The sequence below is a fragment of the Streptomyces sp. NPDC037013 genome, from assembly GCF_055607265.1.
The window spans coordinates 728,014-754,218 of sequence record NZ_JBVJRV010000004.1 but is presented as its reverse complement, the minus strand read 5'-3'; the positions used below and the strand labels follow the sequence as shown (position 1 = coordinate 754,218).

The window sequence follows — 26,205 nt, the reverse complement described above, 5'->3', positions numbered from 1 at the left end:
CGGGACGGCGCATCCGGCCGGCCTCATCCCGGCGGACCTGTGCGACGGTTGTCCGCCGGTCTTGCTTTCGTCAGCCCTCGCGTACCGCGTCTGCCACGCGATCGCCGTCGCTCTCCCTGCTCTTCTCACCCCCGGGAAGGACGACCGGCAGTCCCGCCGCTTCCCACGCCTCAAGGCCGCCCGCCACGCTGTAGACGGAGGACCGGCCGGCGCGGATCGCCTGCGCGCCGCCCTGCGCGCTGCGGTTGCCTGTGCGGCAGACGAAGGCCAGTGGGCCGTCAGGCAGATCCGACAGCGACGCCGACAGTGTGCTGAGAGCGGCGTGGACGGCGCCGGCCGGGTGGCGCACTGCCCATTCATCGTCCTCACGGACATCGACCAGCGTGAGTTGCCCGTCCACGGCACGGCGACGCGCCTCGACAGGAGACAGGTCAGCGGGCAGGCGCCCGTCGCCGGAATTCGCGCTCTGCGGGGGCAGAACCGTCCGGATCGCCTCGTAGTTCGAGGCATGGACGACGGCTATCTGCTGTCCCATCATCGGGCAGACATTCATTGCCTCTTCCCAGTGACGGGTGGACTCCCATTCCGCCACGTTGACAAGAGAGAATCTGCTTCCCGGAACAATCGTGCGGAACATGTACGTCCGGATAAAACCGGGCTGCGCCGCCATCACCTCGGCGGCGTCCTGCCATGCGGCGAGATAAGAGGCTTCCTTCTCCTCATCGATCTCGATGGGAATGATCACGACATGGCGATTTTCCATCTGCTGCTTCCTCAACCAATTCCACTACCGACATGCCCGGCTTTCGGTGGTGCGCCGGAACCGTGTGGACGCAGCTTGCACACACATGTCCCCACGGGACGAACCTTCTTGCCGGACCAGCAAGGAGGCACACCGAGGCAACAGATAGTGTGATCGTGAGCCCGCCTTGAACCTGCAGGACCGAACGCCTCCCAGGAGCACACGAAATGACTTCCCCGATGCCGCAAGACATTCCGAAGGCGAGCGACCTGCTGGATAAGCATGAGGTTGATCTGCTGCGTCGCGCGCTCCTGGAATGGGGCGGGCCGGCACACTGCAGCGATCAGCTCGCCGCCGGCATGGGATTCGTTGACTCCAAGGATCTGGTCGACCAGGCCTTCAGGCTGCGGAATGCACTCGGCGAAGACGTCCCGCTCACGCCGGCGGACTGGGCTCGGACACTCCTGGCCACAGAAATTGTCTTCGCGAGCGACCTCGCCGGGACGGGCGTCGAATGGCCGACGACCACCGGGCGTGACGACGAGGCGACGATCACCTTGCTGCGGGTGATCCAGAGAAAGCTGGCCAGGACCGTCAGCCCGTACTACGGGAAACGGCCGAGCGTATAGCTCGGAGGCAACGAAACCGCCACATCTCAGCCCCCACCCCGCTGCCGCACCACCGACCCGTCCCGGCCCTTCACCACCTCCAACTGCGCGTGTACACGGCGGCGTAGGTCCGCTACATGGCTGACGATTCCCACGCTGCGGTCGCGTTCGCGCAGGGAGTCCAGGACGTCCAGGACCTCGTCGAGGGTCTGGTCGTCCAGGCTGCCGAAGCCCTCGTCGATGAAGAGCGTGTCGAGGCGGACGCCGCCCGCCTCGTCGGTGACCACGTCGGCGAGGCCCAGGGCGAGGGCGAGCGAAGCGAAGAACGTCTCGCCGCCCGACAGGGTCGACGTGTCGCGTTCGCGGCCCGTCCAGGCGTCGACGACGTGCAGACCGAGGCCCGAACGGCCGCGGCCCGTGCGGTCGTCGGAGTGCACCAGCGTGTACCGGCCCGACGACATGCTCCGCAACCGGGCGGTCGCGGCCGCGGCGACCTGTTCGAGGCGGGCGGCGAGTACGTACGACTCCAGGCGCATCCGGCGTTCGTTGTCCGCCGAGGTGCCCGCGGCGAGGCCTGCGAGCCGCGCCACCCTGTCGTACGCGGTCCGCAGGGGCGCCAGTCGGCGCATCGCGGCGAGGGAGCGGGCCGAGAGACGGTCCAGTTCGGCGCAGCGGCGGTCGGCCGCGTCGCGCGCGGAGGCGGCGTCCCGCAGGCGCATGGCCGCGGCCTCGGCGGACGCGCGGGCGGCGGACAGGTCGGCGGGCGGATGCTGCGCCGCGGCGGCCGTGTCCGGCTCGGCGAGGATGGAACGCACCGCGGCCTCTTCGTTCCGCCAGGCGTCGATGCGGTGCTGGATCTCGCGGTACCTGGCGTCGTCGAGCAGGGCTGCGGCCGCCGCCTCCGGCGTGTCGAACCCGGCGCGGTAGGCCGCGTCGGAGAGGCGCGCGTCCGCGTCCTTGAGCCGCTCCGCGGTGTCGGCGGCGGCCCGGGCCGCGTCCGCGGCCTCGGTGAGCAGCTCGGCCTGTCGCTCCAGTTGGGCCGCGCGGTCGGCGACGCTGCCGCTGGCTCCCCGCGCCGACCTCAACTCGGCTTCCAGGGCGTCCTGTTCCCGCTCAAGGGCATCGCGCAGGGTGGCTCGGGAGGCGGCGCGCCGTGCGGCTTCCTGCTGCCCGGTGAGTCTGCGCTCGTACTCGCCCTCGGCCTGTGCGAGCGCCTCCCGGGCGGCGTGCAGTCCGGAGGCCCGGTCGCGCGCCTCCGCGTGGGCGCGTCGCAACGCGTCGACCGCCGTGGTGAGTTCGTCCACCGTAGGGTCCGCGGTGGGGTCCTCGTCGGTCATGGAGGCCGCCTCGGGCGCCGACTTGGGCTCGTGGGCGGCCGGGGTCGGTCCGTCGTCCGCGTCCCCGTCCGTCAGCGGGCCGCCCCGGGCCGCCGCCCTCGCGGCCGCCAGGGATTCCCGTACCTCGGCCAGGGCGCGTTCGGCGGTTGCCCTGGCCTCGTCCGCGCGGTGGTGGTCGGCGAGCGCCGCCTCCTCCGTGTGGCGGTCCACGTGTCCGGCGACCTTCCGGGTGGGGGCAGGGTGCTCGGTCGCGCCGCACACCGCGCACGGTTCCCCGTCGGTCAGGTGGGCGGCCAGTTCGGCGGCGATACCCGTCAGGCGCTGCTCCTTGAGCGCGAGCCAGTGTTCGTGGGCGGCCGCGGCGGCCTCGCGGGCGGCGAGGACACGCCCTTCGGCCGCTTCGGTGTCCCGGGCGAGCAGGTCACGGCGACGTGCCGCGTCCAGGCGGGCCCTGGCCGGTTCGAGGCGGCCCGCGAGCCGCTCCGCGCGGGTCGCGGCTTCCTGGGCGGATTCGATGCGCTCCTGGAGCGCGGCCCTGGTCGTCTCCCAGCCGTCGAGCCAGCCCGACGCGTCCTGGAGCAGCTCGTCGTCGGCGTGCTCCTGCCGGTCCAGCGCGCTCCGTTCAGCGGCGATCCCGGCGATCCGCCGCTCGGCTCGCCGGGCCGAGGCGAGGCCACCCAGTTCCTCGGCCGCAGCACGCGCGGCGGCGGCGAGGCCGGCCGCGCCGGAGGACGCGAACGTCTCGGGCAGGCGGCCACGCGCGTGTGCCTCCGCCCGGGCGGCCCTGCGGTGGTCGGCGTCGGCGGTGTCGCGCAGGCCGAGCGCGGGAGCGACCTGCTCGGCCTTGCGGGCCCGGGCCAGACGCTCTTCGAGCCCGCGCTGTTCGTCTTCGCGCGCGTGCAAGGCGGCCGCGCGGGCCCGCGCTTCGGCGAACCTGCCCTGCAGCCGGTCGAGTTCGCGTACGTCACCGAGGCTGCGTTCCGCGTCGGCGTGGGCGGATTCGGCGGCCGAGAGGGCGCAGCGCGCCACCGTGAGGCGCTCTCGGGCGCCCGCCCGGGCGACGGCGGCCCACGTGAGGACCGCGTCCGCGAGGCCCGGGTCGCCGGGGGCGGCGTCTGGCAGCGGCAGTTCCGCGCCGCTGCCGTCGTCGCCCGCGGCCTGCTGCATGCGGTGCGCGTCGGCGAGGAGCGCGGCGTCCCCTTCCTTGACCTCGGCCTCGGTGGTGCGGCGCTGCTCGGCGAGCCGTTGCTCGACTGCGGCGAACCTGCGGGTGTCGAAGAGCCGCCCGAGCAGCTTGCCGCGGGCCTCCGCGTCCGCGCGCAGGAAGCGGGCGAAATCGCCCTGGGGCAGGAGGACGACCTGGCAGAACTGCTCTTTGCTCATGCCGAGCAGCTGGCCGATCTCCTCGCCGATCTCCTGGTGGGACCGGCTCAGGTCCTTCCAGCCGCCCGCCCCCTCGCCCGGCCCGGCGGCCGTGTCCGTCGCCGGGGCGGCCCCGGCCTCGTACTCGCGCAGCCAGCTCTGCGCCTTCTCCGTCGTCGTGCCCTTGCCGCGCTTCTTGGGGCGCTCCCACGGGGGCTGGCGGGTGACCTCCAGGCGGCGCCCGGCGACGGACAGTTCGAGGCTGACCTCGGTGCGGGTGCCCTGGCGCGCGTGGTCGCTGCGCAGCGTCGCGCCCTGTCCGGCGCTCTGCCGGGCGCCCGGCACCGAGCCGTAGAGGGCGTAGCACACGGCGTCCAGGACGGAGGTCTTGCCCGCGCCGGTCGGGCCGTGCAGCAGGAAGAGTCCGGCGGCGCTGAGGTCGTCGAAGTCGATCTCCTGGGTGGTGCCGAAGGGCCCGAAGGCGGTGATGCGGAGCCGGTGGAGCCTCATCGGGCGACCTCGCGCAGGGTGTCGTCGGTACGGACCGCGTCGAACGCCGAACGCAGCACTTCCCGCTCGTCCTCGTCGGGCCCCGCGCCGCGCACGTGGGTCACGAAGTCGACGGCGATCTGCTGGTCACTGCGTCCCTGGAGCCGCTGGGCATACGAGACGTCGGGGTCGTCCGGGGCCCGGTCCGGGTCGAAGACGAGGCTCAGGGTGTGCGGGAAGCGTGCGCAGAGCCGGGCCATCGGGTCGTCGGGCCGCACCGCGTCGGTGAGGGTCGCCTCGACCCACGCGTCCTCGTGGCGGGCGAGGCGGGGGTCGTCGAGCAGCTCTTCGAGTGTGCCCCTGAGGCGGGCGAGCGGACGCGGCACCGGGCAGTCGACGCGCTCGGCGTCGATCTCCCCCTCCGGCCCGAGGTCGACGAGCCACATGCTCTTGCGGTGGTCGGCCTCGGAGAAGGAGTACGGCAGCGGGGAGCCGGAGTAGCGCACGCGCGGGGTGAGGGTCTGGCTGCCGTGCAGGTGGCCGAGGGCCGCGTAGTCGACGCCGTCGAAGACGCCGGACGGTACGGCGGCGACGCCGCCGACGGTGATGTCCCGCTCGCTGTCGCTGGCCTGGCCGCCGGTGACGAAGGCGTGGGCGAGGACGACGGAGCGGGTGCCGCGCGCGCGGGTGGCGAGGTCGGCGCGGACACGGTCCATGGCGGCCCCGAGGACCGCCTCGTGCCCCGCCTTCTCCACCCCGAACTCGTCCTTCACCAGGGCTGGTTCGAGGTAGGGCAGGCCGTAGAACGCCACGTCCCCGTGGGCGTCGGCGAGGATCACGGGCTCCGCGCAGGCCGCGGGGTCGGTGCGCAGGTGGATGCCGGCGCGGTCGATGAGGCCCGCGCCGACGCCGAGGCGGCGTGCCGAGTCGTGGTTGCCGGAGATCATGACGGTCGGCACGCCGAGCGCCGCGAGCCGGTGCAGGGCGTCGTCGTAGAGCTCGACGGCGGCGAGCGGGGGCACCGCCCTGTCGTACACGTCACCGGCCACCACGACGGCGTCCACCTCGCGCTCGCGCACGGTCGCCACCAGGTGGGCGATGAACGCGGCCTGGGCGTCGAGCATGTTCACGCGGTGGAACGATCGCCCCAGGTGCCAGTCGGACGTGTGCAGCAGCCTCATGATTCACGAGACTAACGGGCGGGTCGGACATCACGGACGGCCACTCCCGCAACGCCACTCGCGCAACGTCTCTCCCCGCGCCCTTCCGGCAGGCTCCGGTGCCGGAGCCTCACGCGTCCCCGTACGCCTCTCCCCCGAGCTCGAGGACCGCGCTGCCAGCCGTGGCGTCGGCGAGCCAGCCCCGGAAGGCGTCCACGTCGGCGTCGGGCAGGCCGATCTCGATGGTGACCGCGTCGCCGTACCGGACGTCGCGCACCTCACGTCCGGCCGTCCGCAGATCGTTCTGGACCTTGCCCGCGCGCTGGTGGTCGACGGTGACGGTGGCGAGGCGGAAGCGGCGCCGGGTGACGGTGCCCAGGGTGTCGAGGGCCTCGCCGACCGCTCCTCCGTAGGCGCGGATGAGACCGCCGGCGCCGAGCTTGACGCCTCCGTAGTAGCGGGTGACGACCGCGGCGACGTACCGCATGTCGCGGCGCATCAGCATCTGCAGCATCGGGACGCCCGCGGTGCCGCCGGGCTCGCCGTCGTCGCTCGCCTTCTGTACGGCGGCGTCGGCCCCGATGACGTAGGCGAAGCAGTTGTGGGTGGCGGCCGGGTGTTCCTTGCGGATGCGGGCGACGAAGTCCTGGGCCTCCTGCTCGGTGGCCGCGGGGGCCAGGGCGCACAGGAAGCGCGAGCGGTTGATCTCGGTCTCGTGCACGCCCTCGCGGGCCACTGTGCGGTATTCGTCCTGCATCACGCCAGCGTAGGCGCTCCTGGAGGGCCGTTCGCACCCGGCGGGCGCCAGGAGGTGGCGTGGGCCACAGCACGCACGCGCGTGCCGGTCGGCCGGTACCGTGATCTCTCGTGACGTCACCCTCGATACCCGAGCGCCAAGTACCGAATCCCGCCGGACCCTTGGCGACCCTGCTCGCCGACGCGCCCGTCACCGTCGTGGAGACCCATGAGGACCCGGCCGACGCCGTCCTCTTCCCCGAAGAGGCGGCGGTGATCGCGAAGGCGGTGGCCAAGCGGCGCGACGAGTTCACCACGGTGCGGCACTGCGCCCGTACGGCGCTCGCCCGGATCGGTGTCCCGCCGGCCCCGATCCTGCCGGGCCAGCGGGGGGCGCCCGGCTGGCCCTCCGGTGTCGTCGGCAGCATGACGCACTGCGCCGGATACCGGGCCGCGGTGGTGGCCCGCGCCGGCGAGGTGATCTCCGTGGGCATCGACGCGGAGCCCGGCGAGCCGCTGCGGGACCCGGACGTCCTCAACCTGGTCGCCGACGAGACGGAACGTGCCGCGCTCGCCTCGCTCGCCGTCCGCCACCCGGCGACGCCCTGGGACCGCCTGCTGTTCAGCGCCAAGGAGTCCGTCTACAAGACGTGGTTCCCGCTCACCGGCCGCTGGCTCGGCTTCGAGGACGCCCATCTGGAGCTCGCCCCGGACGGGACGTTCACCGCGCGGCTGCTCGTCGAGGGGCCGGTGGTGGAGGGCGCCGAGGTGAAGGTGTTCTCCGGTTCGTGGATCGTGCGCGACGGGATCGCCGCCACGGCCATCGTGATGCCGGTGACGTCTGTGGTGCCGGTGGGGTGAGGAGCGCGGGGCTCTAGCCCTCGTTGGCCTTCCCGTCGTCGTCACCCTCCGCCCCCTCCGCGAGCGTCTGCCAGAACATCTCCTCGTACCGCCCGACCAGTCGCCCGTACCGCAGGTGCGCCGCCGTCACCCGCCCCCGGTCGAGCCCCGCCTGCACGGCGGCGAGCGCCTGGCGGTCGAGGTCCGGTGCCGGTTCCGCGAAGAGGTCGAAGAAGCCGCAGGCCTCGTCGGCGAAGCCGTAGCGGTCGCGCAGCGCGCCGGCGATGACCGCGCAACTGCCGCCCCATACGGCGAAGTTGGCGGTGAGCGCGAGGACGACGTCGGCCGGTTCGCCGTTCAGCGCGAGCCAGGCCACATAGGCCGGGAAGGCCTGGCAGCCGGCCCGCGGCTCGTACGTCGCCGCCTCGCTCTTCGTCACCCCGCAGGCGTCGAGCAGCGGCGTCAGCCGTTCCCTGGCGAGGCTCTCGCCGTCGGCGAGGGTGTCGAAGAAGGCGGCGGACTCCAGGTCCCTGCTCCCCGCCGCCCGTCGGGCGAGGTGCTGGAAGGAACGCCGGTCGGCGGGGATCACATGGCGCTGCTCCAGCGCGAGGACGGCGATCGTCCGGCGCGGCGCGGAGCCGTCGGCGATGCGGGGGACGAGGGGGTTCGTGCCGGGTTCCGGGGCGAGGCGGGCGGCCGTGATCCGCAGGAGCTCGTCTGCCGTGGGCGTCATCGCGCGCACCTTCCGCTGGGCGGGAACTTCCCGGCCCTGCTGCTAGTTTCTACTCTGCTGTAGAAATTGGCGGGGACCGGGACCTGCGCGCAGCGTACCGGGACCACGCTCAACACCCCCGATATATCGACACGTTTACGGAGTTTGCCCCATGGCCCTGTGGGACCGCGTCAAGGAATCCGCATCGACGATGCAGACCCAGCTGATGGCGAAGAAGAACGACCTCAAGAGCGGCGCCTTCCGCGACGCGAGCATGGCGATGTGTGCCCTGGTGGCGGCGGCCGACGGCACCGTGGACCCGTCCGAGCGCCAGCGCGTGGCCCAGCTCATCGGCACGAACGAGGTGCTGCAGAACTTCCCGGCGGACGACCTGCGCCGCCGCTTCGACGAGTACGTGGACAAGCTGACCGCCGACTTCGCGTTCGGCAAGGTGAGCGTCCTCCAGGAGGTCGCGAAGGCGAAGAAGAAGCCCGCGGAGGCCCGCGCGGTGATTCAGATCGGCATCGTCATCGGCGGCGCCGACGGCGACTTCGACAAGGACGAGCAGGCCGTCGTGCGCGAGGCGTGCTTCGCGCTGGAGCTGCCGCCGCACGAGTTCGACCTCTAGGGAAAGACCCGGGCGGGCCGGCCCCGTGGCCGGTCCGCCCGGATCAGAGCGGCGTGGCCGCGCGCAGGATGAGCACCATCGTGACGGCGGAGTTGGCCGAGGACATGGCGGAGACCGCGGTGCCGAAGGCCGCCGACCACAGGGCGAGTCCCACCGCCGTGAAGACGGAGTGCCGCGTGCGGGCCGCCGGCGCGGGCGCGAGCAGCGCGGCGACGCGGCGCGGCACGGGCCCCGGCGCCGCGAGCCCCGCCAGGGTCGGCGCGGGCACACCCTTGGAGACCAGGGCGGCCTTGCCGATCGCACGGGCCACGGCCCGCCGGTCGCGCACCGCGCCGGCCGCCGCCTCGTCCGCCCAGCGCTCCGCGGCGTAGGCGACAGAGGTGCGCAGCGGCCGCAGGAAGGGGTTGGCGCGGGCGGCGAGCTGCGTGACGAGCAGGTGCCGGTGGTGCCGTCCGGAGAGGTGGGCCCGCTCGTGGGCGAAGAGTGCGCGGCGTTCGGGGGACGCGAGGCGGGAGAGCATGCCGGTGGTGACGACGACGCGGCCGCCGGCGCGCGTCGGCAGGGCGTAGGCGTACGACGCCTCGTCGGCGAGGACGGCGACGGAGCCGCCGGGCAGCCCTTCGAGGGCGCGCCGCCCCCGTACCCGTACGCGCGCATGGCGCCACAGGGTCCGCGCGCAGGCCGCGCACACGGCGAGCAGGGCGGGGATCGCGGCCCTCCCGGCGACCTCGTCATAGGGGACGGCCGCGCGCACCTGGGGGTCGGACCAGCCGTCGGGCAGCGGGTTTCCCGGCAGTTGGGCGGTGCCGACGACCATCAGAAGCGCCAGGCAGAGCGTGCTGCACACGGCCATCACGCCGGCCACGGCGGTGAGCAGCCGGGTGGCGGTGCGCGGATGGAGGTGCTGCTCGGCGAGGCGCGCGATCGGCCACGCGGTCAGCGGCAGCACGAGCGGGAGAAAGACAAAGACGCCCATCGGCGCGGAACCTCCGTCCGGCGTCAGCCGTCGGCCTCGGCGCCCGCCTGGCCGAGCAGGTCCCGCAGGAGCTGCTCGTCGTCGGGCGTGAGGGTCGTGACGAAGCTGGCGAGCACGGCCTCGCGGTCGCTCTCGCCGTCGAGGACCTTGCGCATCCGGAAGGCGGCGAGCCCGGCCTCGTCCGAGGCGGGCATCCAGGCGAAGGACCGTCCGGCGCGCTCGCGGGTGACGACGTCCTTGGCGAGGAGGCGGGTGAGGATCGTCATGACGGTCGTGTAGGCGAGATCGCCGCCGATGCGCTCCTGCACCCAGGCGGCGCTGACGGGTCCGCGCGCGGCGTGCAGGGCGGCGAGCACCTGTGACTCCAGCTCGCCCTGCGCGCGGCGGCGCAGCCGCGGCGGCCGTTCGTCGCGCTCGTCGTGGTGCGTCATGCCCGGAAACCCTCCAGCCTCTGCGTACTCCACGGCGGACGGGGAGCGCCCTATCGTAACGGGACACCACCGCACGCCCCACTTCTACACTCCTGTAGATTTCGGGGAGCCAGATCCACCATCCAGCATTCGATCCTCAGGAGGACATCGTGGGAGTTTCCCTGGCCAAGGGCGGCAACGTCTCGCTCAGCAAGGAGGCCCCGGGTCTCACCGCCGTCCTGGTCGGCCTGGGATGGGACGTGCGCACCACGACCGGCACGGACTACGACCTCGACGCCAGCGCCCTGCTCTGCGACGAGTCGGGCAAGGTCGTCTCGGACCAGCACTTCGTCTTCTACAACAACCTGACGAGCCCGGACGGTTCGGTGGAGCACACCGGAGACAACCTCACCGGTGAGGGCGAGGGCGACGACGAGGCCGTCAAGGTCAACCTCGCGCAGGTGCCCGCCGAGATCTCGAAGATCGTCTTCCCGGTCTCCATCCACGACGCCGAGAACCGCGGCCAGAGCTTCGGCCAGGTCCGCAACGCGTTCATCCGCGTGGTGAACCAGGCCGACGGCGTGGAGATCGCCCGCTACGACCTGTCCGAGGACGCCTCGACGGAGACGGCCATGGTCTTCGGCGAGCTCTACCGGCACGGGGCGGAGTGGAAATTCCGCGCGGTCGGCCAGGGTTATGCCAGTGGGCTGCGCGGCATCGCCTCGGACTTCGGTGTGAACGTCTGAGACGCTCGCGGCCCTGACGGCATCCGGCCGCGATCTTTCGAGGAGGCAGGTCATGTACGGCGACCAGGAGACGGTGCGCAGGATCCTGACGGAGCTCGGCGACACCTGGGCGGTCGTGGGCCTGTCCGACAATCGGGACCGGGCGGCGTACGGCGTCGCAGCCGTCCTGCAGCGCTTCGGCAAGCGGATCGTGCCGATCCACCCCAAGGCCGAGACGGTCCACGGCGAGCAGGGGTATCCATCCCTGTCCGCCGTGCCGTTCCCGGTCGACGTGGTGGACGTCTTCGTCAACAGCTCGCTGGCGGGCCCGGTCGCGGACGAGGCGGTCGCCGCGGGTGCGCGGGCCGTCTGGTTCCAGCTCGGCGTCGTCGATGAGGCGGCCTACAACCGCACGCGCGCGGCGGGCCTCGAGATGGTCATGGACAAGTGCCCGGCCATCGAGATCCCGCAGCTGGACTAGGACGGCCCAGGGCCCGTACGAGACGTCGCCCGCCGGGCCCGGGCGCGTCCGCGTTCACAGCTGCCGGTCGGGCCAGTCGAGCAGCCGCGCACCGATCACCGCGGTCTGCAGCGCGTAGCGGTGCACCGGGTCGGACGGGTCGGCTCCGGTGAGTTTGCGGATGCGGTCGAGCCGGTAGGTCAGGGCGCGCACGCTCAGCGACAGACGGCGGGCGGCCTCCGCGGCGACGCAGCCCGCTTCGAAGAAGGCGGCGAGCGTGTCGATGAGCGGCTGCGCCCCGCCGCGGGCCTGCCGGAGCGGGCCGAGCGTGTGCACCACCAGGTCGGCCATGGCCTGCCGGTCGCGGGTCAGCACCGGGTAGACGAGCAGGTCGGCGGCGTACAGCACCGGTCCCGCCAGGTCCAGGCGTTCGGCCAGGTCCAGGGCGTTGAGCGCCTCTTCGTACGACTGGACGACACCGCCCGGTCCGGGCTGCGGGCGGCCGATGACGACACGGCCGCCGTCGGTGGCGTCGTACGCGTGCTTCGCGAAGAAGGCGAGGACCTCGCCCTGGTCGCCGGGGGCTATGCAGACGAGCCGGCCGTCCTTGGTGGTGAGCAGAATGCTGCGGTCACCGAAGCGGCCGGTGAGCGCGCGCTCGACCTGCCGGGGCACCTTGTCCCCTTCTTCGTACCCGCCTCTCCCCTCGGCGACGGCGACCGCGTGTTCGTAGGAGAGGCGCAGCCCGAAGCGTTCCGCGCGTTCGGCGAGCAGGCCCAGGTCGCTGCGGCCGTGGAGCAGGTCGTCGATGAACTCCCGCCGGACGGCCTCCTCGCGGCGGACCGCGAGCCGCTGGGCGCGTTCATAGCCCTCGGCGAGCGCGTCCACGGCCTGCTCGGCGGCGGCCAGCACGCTGTCGACGGAGATCGCGCCCGCGCCGGGCCAGTGCGCCCGGGTCGCGGCCAAGTGGGCCCGCACCAGCGCCCGCAGCCCGAGCCCGGCGTCGGCGGCCCGTTCCCCGAGCGCGCGCCGCGAGTCCAGTTCGGCGCGGGTCAGCCGGCGTCCGGTCGCCGCGGCGGCGGCCAGGATGTCGGCGTAGCCGTCGAGGTACTCCTCCGCGCCGCCGTGCCCCGCCACGTCCGCCGACGTCATGTCCGCCCCCGCCCTGTCCGCACCGCCACCGTGGTGAGCCGTCGTCACCTTCGTCCGTCTTTTGATGCCTTTTTATCGCACAAGCGACCGAACGCGGTCAGCAGGGGCACACAACCACGGGATCGCCGGGGTCCGCTGCGGCGGCAGCGCGCGGCACGCGAGGGGAAGCGAACATTCTGTCAGCGGACGGAAACAATCCGCAGTCGTCCCGCGTTGAGAGAGGTATGCCTCTGACTGGTGAATACGAGCCCGGTACGTGGGACTGGGCGAGCAAGCAGGCCGATCTGTACGAGAGCTCCGGCGGGAAGGAGGGGACGACCATGAAGGGCAAGCCGGTCATCCTCCTGACCTCGGTCGGCGCCAAGAGCGGGAAGCTGCGCAAGAATCCGCTGATGCGCGTCGAGCACGCCGGGGAGTATGCGGTGGTCGCGTCGAAGGGCGGCGACCCGGCGAACCCGTCCTGGTACCACAACCTCATCGCCAACCCCCATGTGGAGCTGCAGGACGGCCCGGTGAAGAAGGATTACCGCGCGCGCGTCGTCTCCGGTGCGGAGCGGGAGCTCTGGTGGGAGCGCGCGGTGGCGGTCTGGCCGGAGTACGCGGAGTACCAGAAGAAGACGTCCCGGGAGATCCCGCTCTTCGTGCTGACCCCGTTCGACGCCTGAGCCTGCCGTACGCGGCCGCTGCCCGGTGCGGCACTCGCTCCCCGGGCGGCGGCCGTCGCGGCGTCCGGGCCTACCGCTCCCGCCGCCGGGCGCGGTAGGCCCGCAGATTGGCCGTGTTGCCGCAGGTCCTGACGTCGTGCCAGACACCGCTGTTGTTGCGGGAGCGGTCATAGAAGGCCACGTGACACAGCGGGTTGCGGCAGGACTTCAGCCGCCGTCCGGTATCGGCCTGCTGACCTTCGTACAGCTCCGCCAGGACCAGCGCGACGAGGTGGCGCACGCCGCCGCCGCGAGGTTCGAGGCGTACGACACCGTCCTCGCCGAGCCGCAGTTCCGCGTCGGCCGTGCGCTCCGGGACCGGTGGCGGGTCCCCGGCCTCGGTTCGTGTGGGCCGTGCGGTGAGCTCCCGCAGGGTGTCGCGGAGCGCGCGGAGTTCGTGCAGTCCGTCGGCGTCCAGGACCGGCCGCGGGGCCTGCCGGCCGGTGACGGCCGCCCACTCGGCGGCGGCCTCGTCCGCCCAGGCCTGCGCCTGCACCGGGTCGGCGAGCAGGTCCGGGTGCGGGGACTCGCCCGCGGCGACGGTGTTGAGCAGGTCCTGGACGAGGCCGAGACCGCCGGGCGCGGGCTCGAGGCGGTACCGCTCGGTCGCCGACCAGGTCATGGTGGATCACTCTCCGGGGTTCGTACGGGCGCCCTCCCACTCTTTCACGCCGGTCGGCGCCCTCCTCCGGCGAGCCAACCCCGTCCTGCCGGTCCTCACACCAAGGCGCTCAGCCGCGCCGCGTCGTACGGCACCGCCTCGTCCAGGCGGCCGGTGAGCGCCTTGGCCGGCCATGCGGGATCGGCCAGCACCGCGCGGGCGACGGCGACGAGGTCGAACTCGTCGCGCTCCAGGCGGTCGAGGAGCGGGGCGATGCCGCTGATGCCCGAACGCTGGGTGCGTCCCGGTGCGCCCATGAACTGCTGGGTGAGTCCGACCGAGCCGACGGTGACCGAGGGCTTGCCGGTGAGCTTCTTCGTCCAGCCCGCGAGGTTCAGGTCGCTGCCGTCGAACTCCGGCAGCCAGTAGCGTCGCGTCGACGCGTGGAAGGCGTCCGCGCCCGCCTCGGCCAGCGGCGTGAGCAGCGCCTCCAGCTCCTGCGGGGACTCGGCGATCCGCGCCTCGTAGTGATCGGTCTTCCACTGCGAGAAGCGGAACATGACCGGGAAGCCGGGCGAGACCGCGGCCCGCACGGCCGCCACGATGCCGGCGGCGAACCGGGCGCGCGAGGCGGGGTCGCCGCCGTAGCCGTCGGTGCGGGTGTTGGTGCCGCGCCAGAGGAAGCTGTCGATCAAGTAGCCGTGCGCGCCGTGCAGTTCGACGCCGTCGAAGCCGATGCGCTCGGCGGTGGCCGCGGCCTCGGCGAAGGCTTCGATGACCCTGTCGATGTCGTCGAGCGTCATGGCTCTGCCGTGCGGGCGACCGTCGAGGTCGATGCCGGACGGGCCTTCAGCGGCGACACCGTCCGGCCGACTGTCGCCGGTCCGCAGCACGCCCGTGTGCCAGAGCTGGGGCATGATCTTGCCACCCTCCTCGTGGACCCGTTCGACGACCCGGGCCCAGCCGGCCAGCGCCCGGTCGCCGTAGAAGTGCGGCACGCGGTCGTACGCGGAGGCGGCGTCACGCCGTACGTAGGTGCCCTCGGTGACGATCAGGCCGGCTCCCCCGGCGGCACGTCGCGCGTAGTACGCGGCGACGTCTTCGCCGGGCACGCCGCCCGGGGAGAAGCGCCGGGTCACGGCGGCCATCGCGATGCGGTTGCGCAGCGTCAGGTCGCCGAGGGTGAAGGGCCGGCCCAACAGGCGCGCGGCGCGCGACTCCTGTCCGGCCGGGGCATCACTTCGGTTGTCCTCCGAAGGGGTCCGCGCCGTCTCCACAGTCTCCATGGCAGGGTCCTCTGCTCTCGGGTTCGGGAACTATGAAAGAAGCGTAACCCTTTTACCTCTGTCCTCTTCGGTGAGCTGGATCACCTGCCGTCCGTCTGGCGCACGAGGTCGAGAGCCCGCCCCAGCGTGGTCAGCCGCGCTTCCAGCGTGTCGCCCGCCGGATAGAGGCGGACCGTGTCGACACCCGCCGCGCGCCAGACCCGCAGACGCTCGCGCACCATCTCCTCGGTGCCGATCAGCGTGGTGGCGAGGACCATCTCGTCCGTGACGAGGCCCGCCGCGCCATCACGGTCGCCGGCCTGCCAGCGCTCGCGGACCTCGGCGGCGACCTCGGCCCAGCCCTGCCTGCTGTAGGCACTGTTGTAGTAGTTGGTGGTGGCAGAGCCCATCCCGCCGAGGCTGAAGGCGAGTTCCTTCTTTCGCCCGGCGACCATCGTGCGCAGCGCGTCCTCGTCCTCCACGAACGCCACTTCGGCGCCCTGACAGATGTCGAGGTCGGCGCGGGTGCGGCCGGACGCGGCGAGTCCCGCGTCCAGATGGTCGAAGTAGGCCTCCTTGGCGCCTTCGGGCACGAAGCTGGTGCCGAGCCAGCCGTCCGCGATCTCCCCCGTCAGGCGGAGCATCTTCGGGGAGAGCGTGGCGAGGTAGATCGGCAGGTCGTGTTCGGCGCGCAGCGACAGCCGCATCGGCCTGGCCTCGCCGCCGGGCAGGGGGACGGTGAACTCCCGTCCGCCGTACACGATCTTCTCGCCCGCGACGGCCTGCCGGACGATGTCCACGGTCTCCCGCATCCGGGAGAGCGGGCGCGCGAACGGCACGCCGTGCAGGCCCTCGATCACCTGCGGCCCCGACGGACCGAGCCCGAGCAGGAAGCGCCCCTCGGAGATCCCCGAGAGGGTGAGGGCGGCGCGGGCGATGGCGACGGGGCTGCGGGTGGCGAGCTGGATGATGCCGGAGCCCAGGAGCATCCGTTCGGTGCGTGCCGCGAGGTAGCCGAGGGGCGAGGGTGCCTCGGCGCCCCAGGCCTCCGCCACCCAGCAGATGTCCATGCCGAGCTTCTCCGCCTCGGTGACGAAGTCGACCGTCTCCCGCCAGTCCGCGCCCGATGCCTCGATGGTCGTCGACGTCCGCATCACGCACGCACCTCGTCCACGGTCGCGGTGCCCTCGGCCAGGGCCTTGATCGCCCCGACCGTGGTGGTCATGCTCCGTTCGAACTCCCGCAGCCGTACGAACACGATCTTCTGCTCCTTGTCCGGCATGCGCTCGATCGCGAGGGAGAGTCCCGAGCGGCCGGGTCCCATCCGCACCCACTGGGTCAGGAGCGTGCCGCCGTCCTCCTGCGGCGCGATGCCGAACCGCCAGCAGGCACTGGGCCGTTCGGGATCGCCCACCGCCCAGGCGAACTCGTGCGGGGCCTCGCACGCCACGACGTACGACGTGGTCTCCCACTCCCCCATCGACGCGTGCCGGCTGCGCCCGGTGAAGCGCGCACCGAGCGCGGGTCCGGTCGCCCCGTCCAGCCATGCGACCGACTGCAACTCGGCGCTGAGCGTGGGCATCAGGCCGATGTCGGAGGCCAGTTCCCACACGAGTTCCGGTGAGGCGGCGATCCGCCCGGACACTTCGACCGTCGGTCCGTCCGCGTAGCGCGCACCCGTCCACTCCATCGCCACTGCCCTCCGCTTCTTCGGCAACGCCTGCGTGCCAGGACATTGCATCCCGCTCTGAGCTTGAGAGTTGCGTAGATAGACTCACTCGTCAAGAGCCGGTGCAAGCAGCGCGCGAGCCTCCGGACCGGGCCGGGTCAGCCGCCGAACCGGGCGCGCACGTCCGGGCGTTCGGCGAGCCGGGCGGGGTAGCCGGGGCCGATGCGCGGGCTCGTGTTCGCGGCGGTCATCGGTTCCTTGCAGTGGGCGCAGACGACCTCGGCGTGGCTGTCGTGGCCGCAGCGGTCGTGGTGGAAGACGACGGGGGCGCCCTCGTCGCCGCTCAGCCAGCGGTCGCCCCAGCTGTTCATGGCGGCGAGGACCCCGAAGAAGTCCCGGCCCTTCTCCGTGAGCACGTAGTCGTGGCGTACCGGGTCCTGCTGGTAGGCGCGTTTCTCCAGGAGGCCCTCGTCGACGAGGCGGCGCAGCCGGTCGGTGAGGGTGTTGCGGGCGATCCCGAGCTCGCGCTGGAAGGCGTCGAAGCGCTTGATGCCGTAGAACGCCTCGCGCAGGACGAGCGGCGTCCACCAGTCGCCGAGCAGGTCCATCGTGCGCGCGATGGAGCACGGCCAGTTCGCAAAGGAAGTACGCCTCATGACGCCAGCATACGAACTCGCGCCTCCGCGGCGGGAGTCTCACCTTGAGACCCAGCAGGCCGACACCGGGGGCAGCGCGGTGCAGGGGACTCGAACGCCTCAGGTGGGGGTCACTCGATGCCGAGGGGTCCGATGCCCAGGTCCTCCCGCATGAGGTGACGCATCCGTGCCATGGCCGCGCGCCGCCGCGCTATCAGGGGCGCTTCCTCGGCGGAGCCGACATCCACCCCACGCGCGTAGGCGTCGCGTATCGCACGCAGGCCGTGGAACGCCTCGTTCCCCGCCGCGACGACCTGCGGAGGTCCCACGAGCCAGAGGCGTTCGCTCGCGGTGGGGAGGCCGGTGTTGCGTACCGCTTCCCGTACGGCGGCGTCCCGTGCCGACTCGGACATGCGATCGCCCAGGGCGATGGCCCGTATCTCTTCACCGGCGGCTTTGAGGGCGGTGGCGAACTCGGTGTACGCCTCGCGCCGCACCTCCAACGCGTGCCTGGCCTCCTCCCGTTGCCACCGGCTGCGGTCGGCGATCAGGGTGGCCGCGATGCCGATGACGGCACCGGCCAGTGTGGAGAGCAGGGGTGTCCAGTCCATGGGCAGCAGTGTGGCCGAGCGGACGCGCCGGACACCAGGGAGCCGGGCCCGCGGCCCGACGCCGTGCGGCCTCGGGCGACCTTGCGCGTTCCCCGTACACCGCGCGGGCCCGATGGCTACGCTCGGAGTGCACCGCAATCGCCGGCCATGAACGGTGATCCGAATCGGCGGAGGCGCATGAACTCCAGGTATCGCGAGTACAACAGCGTCAATGAGGGCATCCCTTATCTCTCGCGATTTCGACGTTTCCGCCCGGACCTGATCTCCTGGACCCAGCTTCTCGGCGCCGCGCTCCTCCTGTATCTGGCGAATCGCGATGAGGCGGACATGAAGTTCGCGATTCCGTACTCGATCTTCACCGGCGCCTATGCCGTCTACACCACTTTCTACCTGCGGTATCGGGCTGGTCAGCGCATGCGGGCCGAGTACGCGCATCTGCTGCAGGACATGAGTCCGGCCGGTAGGGCGAGACGGTCCATCCTCCGCCGTGAGTACGCCAAGACGACCGGCCGGCTGCTGCCGGGGGAAGCGGCCGTACGGCTCTGGCAGCGGACGAAATACGGCGAGGCCCGGCCCATGGGTGGGTACGGGCAGGCCAGAAGAGACTTCCAGGACTTCGTCGGGGCCGATCCAGACGGCTACAGACAGCTCTTGGCGGAAGCCGATGACGAGATCGCCGCCGACGAGGCGAAACACGGTATCGAGGAGATCAGCGAAATGCTCGGTGCCGCGAGGGCATACGGCAGTCCGTCGGCCACCGAGGCGCAGCAGGCCGCGGCCTATACGGCCGCGAGCGTGCTGGAGGTCTTCCGCATCATCGGCCCTCCACCGCCCGGTGTGTCCGGCGGGCCGTCAGGCAGCGGTGGAGACGTACCCGATTCCGGCGCAGGCGTGACAGGGGGCGGTCGCCGTGGATAGCCAGGACGGTGAGGGTCTGATCCGCCACGGCGACGACGAAGTGGTGGCCGCCCTGCACGCCTGGAAGGAGCTTCCGGCAGCCCACCTCAAGGTCGCGCTGAACTTCTGGGCCGACCGCATGAGGGCGGAACACGAACTGCGGTTGCTGAAAGAGCGGAATCGGAACCGCCTGGATGTCATGGGGCTGCTGGCCGCGTTCTTCGTCTCCGCCGCCTCTGTGGGGGGGCGCGATCTATTTCGGTACGGGACACGACTACTGGATGGCGGGGATGATGCTGAGCCCCAGCGTCTTCTCCATCATGAAACTCTTCATCACCCGCAAGGCGGAGAAGGCCGACCTCAAGGCCTCCGGGGCGGCCATCGGCCTCCTGGGCCAGCCGGGCGGCCCGGCTCCCCTGCAGTGACGGCCACGTGACGTTCGACGCAAACGGCGCCCGGTTGTTGTGGCTGAGCACCGGCAGCTGATCAGGTACGAGTGCCGGGGCACGGGCACGCCACCGGTCGAGCCGAGCCACCAGGAGAACTCCCCATGACGACCGGGTACTTCACCTCCGTCGACGACGTCACGGCCCGGCTGGCCGCGACCGGCTACCTGGCCTCGCCCGCCGTCGCCACCACGGTCTTCCTGGCGGACCGGCTCGGCAAGCCCCTCCTTGTGGAGGGCCCCGCGGGCGTCGGCAAGACGGAGCTCGCGAAGGCCGTCGCGGAGGTCGCGGGGGCCCGGCTCGTACGGCTGCAGTGTTACGAGGGCGTCGACGAGTCGCGCGCGCTGTACGAGTGGAACCACGCCAAGCAGCTGCTGCGCATCACCGCGGGCCGCGCCGAGTCGTGGGACGAGACGCGGACCGACATCTTCGGCGAGGAGTTCCTGCTCTCACGGCCGCTGCTCACCGCGATCCGCGGCGACGATCCGAAGGTGCTGCTGATCGACGAGACGGACAAGGCCGACGTGGAGGTCGAGGGCCTCCTCCTCGAAGTCCTCGGCGACTTCCAGATCACTGTGCCGGAACTGGGCACCATCACCGCGGAGCGCCGCCCGTTCGTCGTCCTCACCTCCAACGCGAGCCGTGAGCTCTCCGAGGCGCTGCGCCGCCGCTGCCTCTTCCTCCACATCGGCTTCCCCGACGAGGAGTTGGAGCGCCGCATCGTCCGGATGAAGGTGCCGGGTCTCGACGAGGCGCTCGCCGCGTCGGTGGTACGAGTGGTGGGCGCGCTGCGCGCGATGGACCTGCGCAAGGTGCCGTCGGTCGCGGAGACCATCGACTGGGCCCGTACGCTGCTCGCGCTCGGCGCCGGCACACTGGACGAGGCCGTGGTGCGCGACAGTCTCGGAGTCGTCCTCAAGCACCAGGACGACGTGCTGAAGGCCGCCGCCAAGCTCGACCTGGACGCCGTGTGACGGCGCCCTCCGGGCCCGGGACCCGCGGGGACGGGCTGACCGGCCGGCTCACCGGGCTGGTCGCAACGCTCCGCTCGCACGGGCTGCGCATCGGCCCCGGCGAGACCGCCGACGCCGCGGCCGCCCTGGAGGTGCTCGGTCTCACCGACCGGCAGCGGGTCAGGGAAGGACTTGCCGCCGCGCTGCTCCACCAGGAGAGCCAGCGCGCCGTGTTCGACCCCGTCTTCGACCTGTACTTCCCGCTGGGCGTCGGCGGTCCTGGTGGCGACGACCGTACCGGCGCGGAGGCGGGCGAAGCGGACCGGGACGCGCTGCGCGAACGCCTCGTGGCGGCGCTCGCCGCGGACGACCGGGCGCTGCTCGGCCGGTTGGCGGGCGAGGCGGTGGACGGCTTCGGTGGCTACGGCTCCTCGTCGGCCGGCTCGGACGGCTGGTCGTCGTACCAGACCCTGAGCCGGCTGCGCCCGGAGACGCTGCTCGCCCGGGTCCTGGCCGCGCTCCGCGCCGGCGCGACCGGGCAGGGCACCGGCGAGGCCGCGTTCACGGACCGCCTGGAGCCCGACGAGATACGGCGCCGCATCGAGGAGTTCCGTGAACTCGTCCGCACCGAGGCGCGCCGCCGGGTCGCCGAGCGGCGTGGCACGGAGGAGATCGCCCGGCGGGCCGTGGCGACCACCGCCGACCGCGTCGACTTCCTTATCGCGGGCCGCGCCCATCTCGACGAACTGCGCAGAGCCGTGCACCCGTTGGCCCGCAAGCTGGCGACCCGGCTCGCCGCCCGCCGGCGCCGGGCCGCGCGCGGCAGCATCGATCTGCGCCGCACCCTGCGCGGCTCGCTGTCGACCGGTGGCGTGCCGATGCGGCCCATGATGCGCCGTCGCCGTCCCGCCCGTCCCGAGCTGGTGCTGCTCTGCGACGTGTCCGGTTCGGTGGCGGGCTTCGCGAACTTCACGATGCTTCTCGTCCAGGCGTTGCACGATCAGTTCAGCAAGGTGCGGGTGTTCGCCTTCGTCAACCGTGTCGACGAGGTGACGGGGCTGCTCGCTCCCGGTGGCGCGGACCCGGCCGGCCTCGGCGGGCGGATCCTCGGCGAGGCCACGGTCACCGGCTGGCACGGCAGCAGCGATTACGGCACGTCGCTCGGCGAGTTCGCGGAGCGGTATCTCGACGCGGTCGGCCCGCGTTCCACCGTCTTCGTCCTCGGTGACGCGCGGACCAACATGAGCGATCCGAACCTGCCCGCGCTCCGGCAGATCGCCGGGCGGGCCCGCCAGGTGTACTGGCTCAACCCCGAGCAGCGGTCGCAGTGGTCGACGGGGGACTCGGCGGCGTACGCGTATGCCGAACTGGTCGAGATGCACGAATGCCGCAACGCGCGCCAGCTCAGCGGGCTGATCGCGCGGCTGCTGCCGGTCTGAGACCGCACCCGGCCGCCGCCGTCACCTGACCCGGCCCGCCACCGAGCCGATCATGCCCGCGCACACGCAGAGCCAGACCGCCACCGCGATCCACAAGAGCACCCGGCCGGGCCCCTGGAGCCACGGCACGTCGGCCGCGGCGCCCACCGACAGGACGGCGACCGCGGTCATCCCCATCGGGAAGACGGTGGCCCAGCGCCGCACGTCGTAGCGGAGTCGCGGCCGGCGCACCTCGGCGGCGAGCAGGACGAGGTACCAGGCGAGGTCCAGCGCGAGCACGACCAAGGTCACCGTGCGGAGCACGTCGTACCGCGCCCCCGTCGGATGCGCGGCGGCGAGGAGCTTCGCCCCGGCGAGCGCCGAGATCGCCAGGGCGCCGCCCGCCACCCACTGGTCACCCGCGCCCGCACGGACCTCACAGAGGTCGAACCGGCCGAGGGCCGCCGCGTACAGCACCAGGCCCAGGCAGAAGAAGGCGAGCGCGACGCCGGTGAGCGGGCGTGCCGGCAGGACGGGTGCGAGTCCCGCGGAGAGGACCGCGATCCCCTGCGTGGCGACGCAGACGAGGAAGACGGCGCCCGGCATGCGGTGCCCCCAGTGCCGTACGACCGAAGGCAGCAGCACCAGCCAGAGGACGGCCGCGACAACCAGGAGGGCCAGGGCGAGGCGCGCCTGGCCGAGGAGGGTCAGGCGGGTGCCGAGCACACAGGTGGCGGCGACCGCGGTGAGCGCGGGCGGGGTGTCCGCCTCGGACCTCCAGCGGGTCCGCCGGCTCACCAGCCGCAGCGCGAAGTCGGCGGCGAGGGCGAGCCAGGCGACGACCGCGAGGGCCAGCGCCGCGCGGGAGAGCGTCTCGTCTCCGATGAGGTGCAGCCCGACGGAGATGATCCCGGTCGCCATCACCGCGGAACCGGCCGCGGGCGGCAGCCCCGCCCACCAGGCGGCGAGGCGTGCTTCGCGCGTCATCGACGTACCGGGGCCCGGGTCATGGCCCCAGCATCGGCGACCCGGCACGGACACGCCGGTCGGGACATGCCGGTCGGTGCGCCACGGAGCCCGAGGCGGTGCGCCGGATCCTCCTCGCACCCCGCTGACGTGTGCCTTTCCGAGCTACGGGTACACGGCCGCGACGACGAGCTGTAAGGAGCATTGTGGCTGCACATCCCAAGAACGTCTTCGTGATCGGTCTGGACGACGCCAATCTGCCCGCCCTGGGCGACATCCCGCGCGCGGCGGAGTACCGCTTCCACCCCCTGCTCACCGTGGAGGAGCTCCAGGGCGGCGAGGTCTCCGTGCCGGAGCTCCTGGAGAAGGCGCAGGGCATCCTCGACGCCTTCGACGGCACGATCGACGCGATCGTCGGCTACTGGGACTTCCCCGTCAGCACCCTCGTGGCGATCCTCGGCGAGCGCTACGGCACGCACCACACCAGCCTGGAATCGATCGTCAAGTGCGAGCACAAGTACTGGAGCCGGCTGGAGCAGCAGAAGGTCATCGACGAGCATCCGCGCTTCGGCCGCGTCGACCTCGACACGGACGACCCGCGGCCGCCGGAGGGCGTGCGCTTCCCGATGTGGCTCAAGCCCGCCCTGTCGTACTCCTCCGAGCTGGCCTACGGCGTCAAGGACGAGGTGGAGTTCCGCGAGGCCTGCGCCCGCATCAAGGAGGGGATCAGCCGGGTCGGCCGCCCCTTCGAGTACATACTCCAGCAGGTGGAGCTGCCGCCCGAGATGGAGGGCGTCGGCGGTGAGGTGTGCCTCGCGGAGGAGGCGCTCTCGGGCGTCCAGGTCGCCGTGGAGGGTTACGTGTACCGGGGCGAGGTCGTCGTCTACGGCATCCTCGACTCCATCAACTACCCCGACTCGTCCTGCTTCCTGCGCCACCAGTACCCCTCGGCCCTGCCGGAGCCCGTCCAGCAGCGGCTGCGCGACGTGTCGAAGCGGGTGATACGGCAGATCGGCATGGACGCGGCGACGTTCAGCATCGAGTACTTCTACGACCCGAGCTCCGACGCCATCAACCTGCTGGAGATCAACCCCCGGCACTCCCAGGCGCACGCCGAGCTCTTCGCCTACGTCGACGGCGTCCCCAACCACCACTGCATGGTCAGCCTCGCCTTCGACGAGGACCCCGCGCTCCCCTACCGCGAGGGGCCGTACGAGGCGTCCGCGAAGTGGTACTACCGGTGGTTCGCCGACGGGGTGGCGCACAGCGTGCCCTCGCGCGAGGAGATCGACCGGATCGAGAAGGAGATCCCCGGGGTACGGGTGGAGGTCGGTGTCGAGGAGGGCCGGAAGCTCTCCGACGCCACCCACCAGGACAGCTACAGCTTCGAGCTGGCCCACATCAGCACCGGCGGCGACAGCGAAGAGGACCTGCGCCGCAAGTACGACCGCTGCGTGGCGGCGCTCGGTCTCGACTTCGACGGGACCGAGCCCGGCGGACGCGACGTCACCAACGACTGACCGACGGACGGAACCCCCGCCTGCCCGGCGGGAAAGCGACCGAGAGGACGGCACAGCTCCATGCGTTACGTGGACCATCTCCCGTACGCGACGAAAGAAGAAGAACACGTCGTCATCCCCATGTCCGACGGTATCCGGCTGTCGGCCCGCATCTGGCGTCCCACGTCCTCGGACGACGACCCGGTGCCGGCCGTCCTGGAGTACATCCCGTACCGCAAGCGCGATCTCAGCTCTGAGCGCGACTCGATGCACCACCCCTACATCGCGGGGCACGGGTACGCGTGCGTACGGGTCGACCTGCGCGGGACCGGCGAGTCCGAGGGGCTGCTCACGGACGAGTACCTGGAGCAGGAGCAGGCCGACGCCGAGGAGGTGCTGGCCTGGCTGGCGGAGCAGCCCTGGTGCGACGGCCGCACCGGCATGATGGGCATCTCCTGGGGCGCCTTCGCCGCCCTTCAGGTGGCGGCCCGGCGCCCGCCGAGCCTGCGCGCGATCGTCATCTCCTCGTTCACCGACGACCGGTACGCCGACGACATGCACTACATGGGCGGCGCCATGCTGTCGGACAATCTCGCCGAGGCGGGCACCATGTTCGCCTACGCCACCTGTCCCCCGGACCCGGCGGTGGTCGGTGACCGCTGGCGCGACATGTGGCACGAGCGGCTCGACCACGCCAAGCCGTGGGTCCTGGAGTGGCTGCGCCACCAGCGCCGTGACGAATACTGGCGGCACGCGTCGGTCTGCGAGAACTACGAGGACGTGCGCTGTCCCGTCCTCGCCTCCAGCGGCTGGGCGGACGGCTACTCCAACGCCGTCACCCGGCTCCTCGCCCACCTCGACGTGCCCCGCAAGGGCCTCATCGGCCCCTGGTCGCACAAGTACCCGCACCTGGGCGAGCCCGGCCCCGCCATCGGCTACCTCCAGGAAGTCGTGCGCTGGTGGGACCACTGGCTCAAGGGCGAGGAGAACGGCGTGATGGAGGGCCCGATGCTGCGGGCCTGGATGCAGGAGAGCGTGCCGCCCTCCACCTCGTACGAGGAGCGCCCGGGCCGCTGGGTCGGCGAACCGGACTGGCCCTCACCGCACATCGAGCAGGTGAGCCATCCGCTGATGCGGCACCGCATCGTCATGGACGCGCAGGCGGCGGGCGACGCCGCGGACGGCACGGGCGGCGGCGACGCCATGACCGTGCAGTCGCCGCTGTCCGTGGGGCAATTCGCCGGGAAGTGGGCGTCGTACAACGCGCCGCCGGACCTGCCCTACGACCAGCGCGAGGAGGACGGCGGTTCGCTCGTCTTCGACTCCCCCGAGCTGACCGAGACCGTGGAGATCCTCGGCTCGCCCTCCGTGGAGCTCGACCTGTCGGTCAACGAGCCGGTGGCCACCGTCGCCGCCCGCCTCTCCGACGTCGCACCCGACGGGAGCGCCACACGGGTCACCTACGGCGTGCTCAACCTGACGCGCAGGGACGGCACGGGCGAGCCCGAGCCCCTCGAACCGGGCCGCCGCTACCGGGCGACCCTGCAGCTCAACGGCGTCGCCCAGTCGTTCCCGCCCGGCCACCGCATCCGGCTCTCCCTGTCCACCTCGTACTGGCCGCTGGCCTGGCCCCCGCCGCGGCCCGTGCTGCTCAGCGTGTACGAGGGGACGAGCGCGCTGCGCCTGCCGGTGCGCCCGACGGCCGCGCCGGACGAGGTGCCCCAGCGTCCCTTCGGGGAGCCCGAGGGAACCCGGCCGCTCGCCACTACCCGGCTCACCCCGCCGGACCAGCGGTGGGAGGTCAAGCGGGATCTCATCGGCTACGACTGGGCGCTGGAGATCGTCAAGGACCGCGGCACCGTGCGGTACGAGGAGATCGGGCTCGACACGGCCTGCCGCGCCTACGAGCGGTACACCGCGACCGGGGACGACTTCACCTCGGTGGGCGGCGAAACGGACTGGACGATGCGGTTCGCCCGCGGCGACTGGGACGTGAGCGTGCGGACCCGCACGGTGCTCAAGTGCGACGAGGACAACTTCTTCGTCGACGCGACCCTGGACGGGTACGAGGGCGAGCGCCGGGTCTTCTCCCGCACCTGGAACGAGACCCTGCCGCGCGACTGGCTCTGACCCGCCCGCTCCCCCGGCCGGCGGCGCGGCGAGCGGGTTTGCCGCGCGGGCCGGGGGAGACTCGCCCCCACCGGA

Annotated in this window: 27 protein-coding genes; 12 read left to right on the top strand and 15 right to left on the bottom strand. The window is 72.3% G+C overall.

All coding sequences use genetic code 11. From position 1 onward, the window contains the following. Positions 1-70: 70 nt before the first annotated feature. Complete coding sequence (locus ACZ7DY_RS17905) at positions 71-763, bottom strand: rhodanese-like domain-containing protein (protein ID WP_471136192.1); 693 nt, start codon at positions 761-763, stop codon at positions 71-73. 206 nt (positions 764-969) lie between these two features. On the opposite strand from ACZ7DY_RS17905, the gene ACZ7DY_RS17900 reads away from it, so the two are divergent. Continuing rightward, the gene (locus ACZ7DY_RS17900) at positions 970-1,371 is read left to right on the top strand and encodes a hypothetical protein (RefSeq protein WP_471136190.1); all 402 of its coding nucleotides are present in this window, start codon (positions 970-972) and stop codon (positions 1,369-1,371) included. 26 nt (positions 1,372-1,397) lie between these two features. On the opposite strand, the gene ACZ7DY_RS17895 is transcribed toward ACZ7DY_RS17900, so the two are convergent. The 3 genes from ACZ7DY_RS17895 to ACZ7DY_RS17885 form a co-directional block, all read right to left on the bottom strand. After that, positions 1,398-4,559, bottom strand: coding sequence for an AAA family ATPase (locus tag ACZ7DY_RS17895; RefSeq protein WP_471136187.1), 3,162 nt, complete (start codon positions 4,557-4,559; stop codon positions 1,398-1,400). Further along, the gene (locus ACZ7DY_RS17890) at positions 4,556-5,719 is read right to left on the bottom strand and encodes an exonuclease SbcCD subunit D (RefSeq protein ID WP_471136184.1); all 1,164 of its coding nucleotides are present in this window, start codon (positions 5,717-5,719) and stop codon (positions 4,556-4,558) included. Before ACZ7DY_RS17890 ends, ACZ7DY_RS17895 begins: the two co-directional genes overlap by 4 nt. A 109-nt stretch (positions 5,720-5,828) precedes the next feature. Continuing rightward, positions 5,829-6,455, bottom strand: coding sequence for a YigZ family protein (locus ACZ7DY_RS17885; protein WP_471136181.1), 627 nt, complete (start codon positions 6,453-6,455; stop codon positions 5,829-5,831). 110 nt (positions 6,456-6,565) lie between these two features. On the opposite strand from ACZ7DY_RS17885, the gene ACZ7DY_RS17880 reads away from it, so the two are divergent. Then, entirely contained in the window at positions 6,566-7,294 is a 729-nt protein-coding gene (locus tag ACZ7DY_RS17880; RefSeq protein WP_471136178.1) for a 4'-phosphopantetheinyl transferase family protein, read from the top strand. A gap of 13 nt (positions 7,295-7,307) precedes the next feature. Here the strand turns inward: ACZ7DY_RS17880 and ACZ7DY_RS17875 are convergent, their stop codons facing one another. Next, positions 7,308-8,006, bottom strand: a complete 699-nt coding sequence (locus ACZ7DY_RS17875; protein ID WP_471136175.1) for a transcriptional regulator — start codon at positions 8,004-8,006, stop codon at positions 7,308-7,310. A 151-nt stretch (positions 8,007-8,157) separates the two neighbouring features. Between ACZ7DY_RS17875 and ACZ7DY_RS17870 the strand changes: the two genes are divergently transcribed. Further along, positions 8,158-8,613, top strand: coding sequence for a tellurite resistance TerB family protein (locus ACZ7DY_RS17870; protein ID WP_150182057.1), 456 nt, complete (start codon positions 8,158-8,160; stop codon positions 8,611-8,613). 43 nt (positions 8,614-8,656) lie between these two features. Here ACZ7DY_RS17870 and ACZ7DY_RS17865 read toward each other — a convergent pair whose 3' ends face one another. After that, entirely contained in the window at positions 8,657-9,589 is a 933-nt protein-coding gene (locus tag ACZ7DY_RS17865; RefSeq protein ID WP_471136172.1) for a M56 family metallopeptidase, read from the bottom strand. 23 nt (positions 9,590-9,612) lie between these two features. Continuing rightward, complete coding sequence (locus ACZ7DY_RS17860) at positions 9,613-10,020, bottom strand: BlaI/MecI/CopY family transcriptional regulator (protein ID WP_471136169.1); 408 nt, start codon at positions 10,018-10,020, stop codon at positions 9,613-9,615. Between the two features lie 149 nt (positions 10,021-10,169). Between ACZ7DY_RS17860 and ACZ7DY_RS17855 the strand changes: the two genes are divergently transcribed. Both ACZ7DY_RS17855 and ACZ7DY_RS17850 read left to right on the top strand, forming a co-directional pair. Further along, positions 10,170-10,745, top strand: coding sequence for a TerD family protein (locus ACZ7DY_RS17855; protein WP_471136166.1), 576 nt, complete (start codon positions 10,170-10,172; stop codon positions 10,743-10,745). 52 nt (positions 10,746-10,797) lie between these two features. Next, positions 10,798-11,205 carry a CoA-binding protein gene (locus ACZ7DY_RS17850; RefSeq protein ID WP_471136163.1) on the top strand — a complete coding sequence of 136 codons (408 nt, stop codon included), beginning with the start codon at positions 10,798-10,800 and terminating at the stop codon, positions 11,203-11,205. A gap of 54 nt (positions 11,206-11,259) precedes the next feature. Here ACZ7DY_RS17850 and ACZ7DY_RS17845 read toward each other — a convergent pair whose 3' ends face one another. Further along, on the bottom strand, positions 11,260-12,336 hold the full coding sequence (locus ACZ7DY_RS17845) for a PucR family transcriptional regulator (protein WP_471136160.1): 1,077 nt from the start codon (positions 12,334-12,336) through the stop codon (positions 11,260-11,262). Positions 12,337-12,560: 224 nt separating this feature from the next. On the opposite strand from ACZ7DY_RS17845, the gene ACZ7DY_RS17840 reads away from it, so the two are divergent. Further along, a complete protein-coding gene (locus ACZ7DY_RS17840; protein WP_471136157.1) occupies positions 12,561-13,001 on the top strand; it encodes a nitroreductase family deazaflavin-dependent oxidoreductase in 441 nt (146 codons plus the stop codon). A 70-nt stretch (positions 13,002-13,071) separates the two neighbouring features. Here the strand turns inward: ACZ7DY_RS17840 and ACZ7DY_RS17835 are convergent, their stop codons facing one another. The 6 genes from ACZ7DY_RS17835 to ACZ7DY_RS17810 all read right to left on the bottom strand — a co-directional run bounded on the left by ACZ7DY_RS17835 (position 13,072) and on the right by ACZ7DY_RS17810 (position 17,821). Further along, positions 13,072-13,662, bottom strand: coding sequence for a CGNR zinc finger domain-containing protein (locus ACZ7DY_RS17835; protein ID WP_471136154.1), 591 nt, complete (start codon positions 13,660-13,662; stop codon positions 13,072-13,074). A 95-nt stretch (positions 13,663-13,757) separates the two neighbouring features. After that, positions 13,758-14,927: an NADH:flavin oxidoreductase gene (locus ACZ7DY_RS17830; RefSeq protein WP_471136151.1), complete on the bottom strand. Its 1,170-nt coding sequence runs from the start codon at positions 14,925-14,927 to the stop codon at positions 13,758-13,760. A gap of 80 nt (positions 14,928-15,007) precedes the next feature. After that, complete coding sequence (locus tag ACZ7DY_RS17825; RefSeq protein ID WP_471136148.1) at positions 15,008-16,060, bottom strand: LLM class flavin-dependent oxidoreductase; 1,053 nt, start codon at positions 16,058-16,060, stop codon at positions 15,008-15,010. Continuing rightward, positions 16,060-16,596, bottom strand: coding sequence for an SRPBCC family protein (locus ACZ7DY_RS17820; RefSeq protein ID WP_471136145.1), 537 nt, complete (start codon positions 16,594-16,596; stop codon positions 16,060-16,062). Before ACZ7DY_RS17820 ends, ACZ7DY_RS17825 begins: the two co-directional genes overlap by 1 nt. A gap of 137 nt (positions 16,597-16,733) precedes the next feature. Next, positions 16,734-17,231, bottom strand: a complete 498-nt coding sequence (locus ACZ7DY_RS17815; protein ID WP_471136143.1) for a winged helix-turn-helix transcriptional regulator — start codon at positions 17,229-17,231, stop codon at positions 16,734-16,736. Positions 17,232-17,341: 110 nt separating this feature from the next. Beyond that, entirely contained in the window at positions 17,342-17,821 is a 480-nt protein-coding gene (locus ACZ7DY_RS17810) for a hypothetical protein (RefSeq protein ID WP_471136140.1), read from the bottom strand. A gap of 177 nt (positions 17,822-17,998) precedes the next feature. Here ACZ7DY_RS17810 and ACZ7DY_RS17805 point away from each other — a divergent pair, with 177 nt between their 5' ends. The 4 genes from ACZ7DY_RS17805 to ACZ7DY_RS17790 all read left to right on the top strand — a co-directional run bounded on the left by ACZ7DY_RS17805 (position 17,999) and on the right by ACZ7DY_RS17790 (position 21,556). After that, the gene (locus tag ACZ7DY_RS17805) at positions 17,999-18,739 is read left to right on the top strand and encodes a hypothetical protein (protein WP_471136137.1); all 741 of its coding nucleotides are present in this window, start codon (positions 17,999-18,001) and stop codon (positions 18,737-18,739) included. A gap of 269 nt (positions 18,740-19,008) precedes the next feature. Further along, positions 19,009-19,143 carry a hypothetical protein gene (locus ACZ7DY_RS17800; RefSeq protein WP_471136134.1) on the top strand — a complete coding sequence of 45 codons (135 nt, stop codon included), beginning with the start codon at positions 19,009-19,011 and terminating at the stop codon, positions 19,141-19,143. Positions 19,144-19,268: 125 nt separating this feature from the next. Next, entirely contained in the window at positions 19,269-20,138 is an 870-nt protein-coding gene (locus ACZ7DY_RS17795; protein WP_471136131.1) for an AAA family ATPase, read from the top strand. Then, positions 20,135-21,556, top strand: a complete 1,422-nt coding sequence (locus ACZ7DY_RS17790; RefSeq protein ID WP_471136128.1) for a VWA domain-containing protein — start codon at positions 20,135-20,137, stop codon at positions 21,554-21,556. Before ACZ7DY_RS17795 ends, ACZ7DY_RS17790 begins: the two co-directional genes overlap by 4 nt. Before the next feature lie 21 nt (positions 21,557-21,577). Here the strand turns inward: ACZ7DY_RS17790 and ACZ7DY_RS17785 are convergent, their stop codons facing one another. After that, on the bottom strand, positions 21,578-22,522 hold the full coding sequence (locus ACZ7DY_RS17785; protein WP_471136126.1) for a tellurite resistance/C4-dicarboxylate transporter family protein: 945 nt from the start codon (positions 22,520-22,522) through the stop codon (positions 21,578-21,580). Between the two features lie 185 nt (positions 22,523-22,707). Between ACZ7DY_RS17785 and ACZ7DY_RS17780 the strand changes: the two genes are divergently transcribed. Further along, positions 22,708-24,021, top strand: coding sequence for an ATP-grasp domain-containing protein (locus ACZ7DY_RS17780; RefSeq protein ID WP_471136123.1), 1,314 nt, complete (start codon positions 22,708-22,710; stop codon positions 24,019-24,021). Positions 24,022-24,081: 60 nt separating this feature from the next. Further along, positions 24,082-26,130, top strand: coding sequence for a CocE/NonD family hydrolase (locus ACZ7DY_RS17775; protein ID WP_471136122.1), 2,049 nt, complete (start codon positions 24,082-24,084; stop codon positions 26,128-26,130). Positions 26,131-26,205 lie beyond the last annotated feature (75 nt).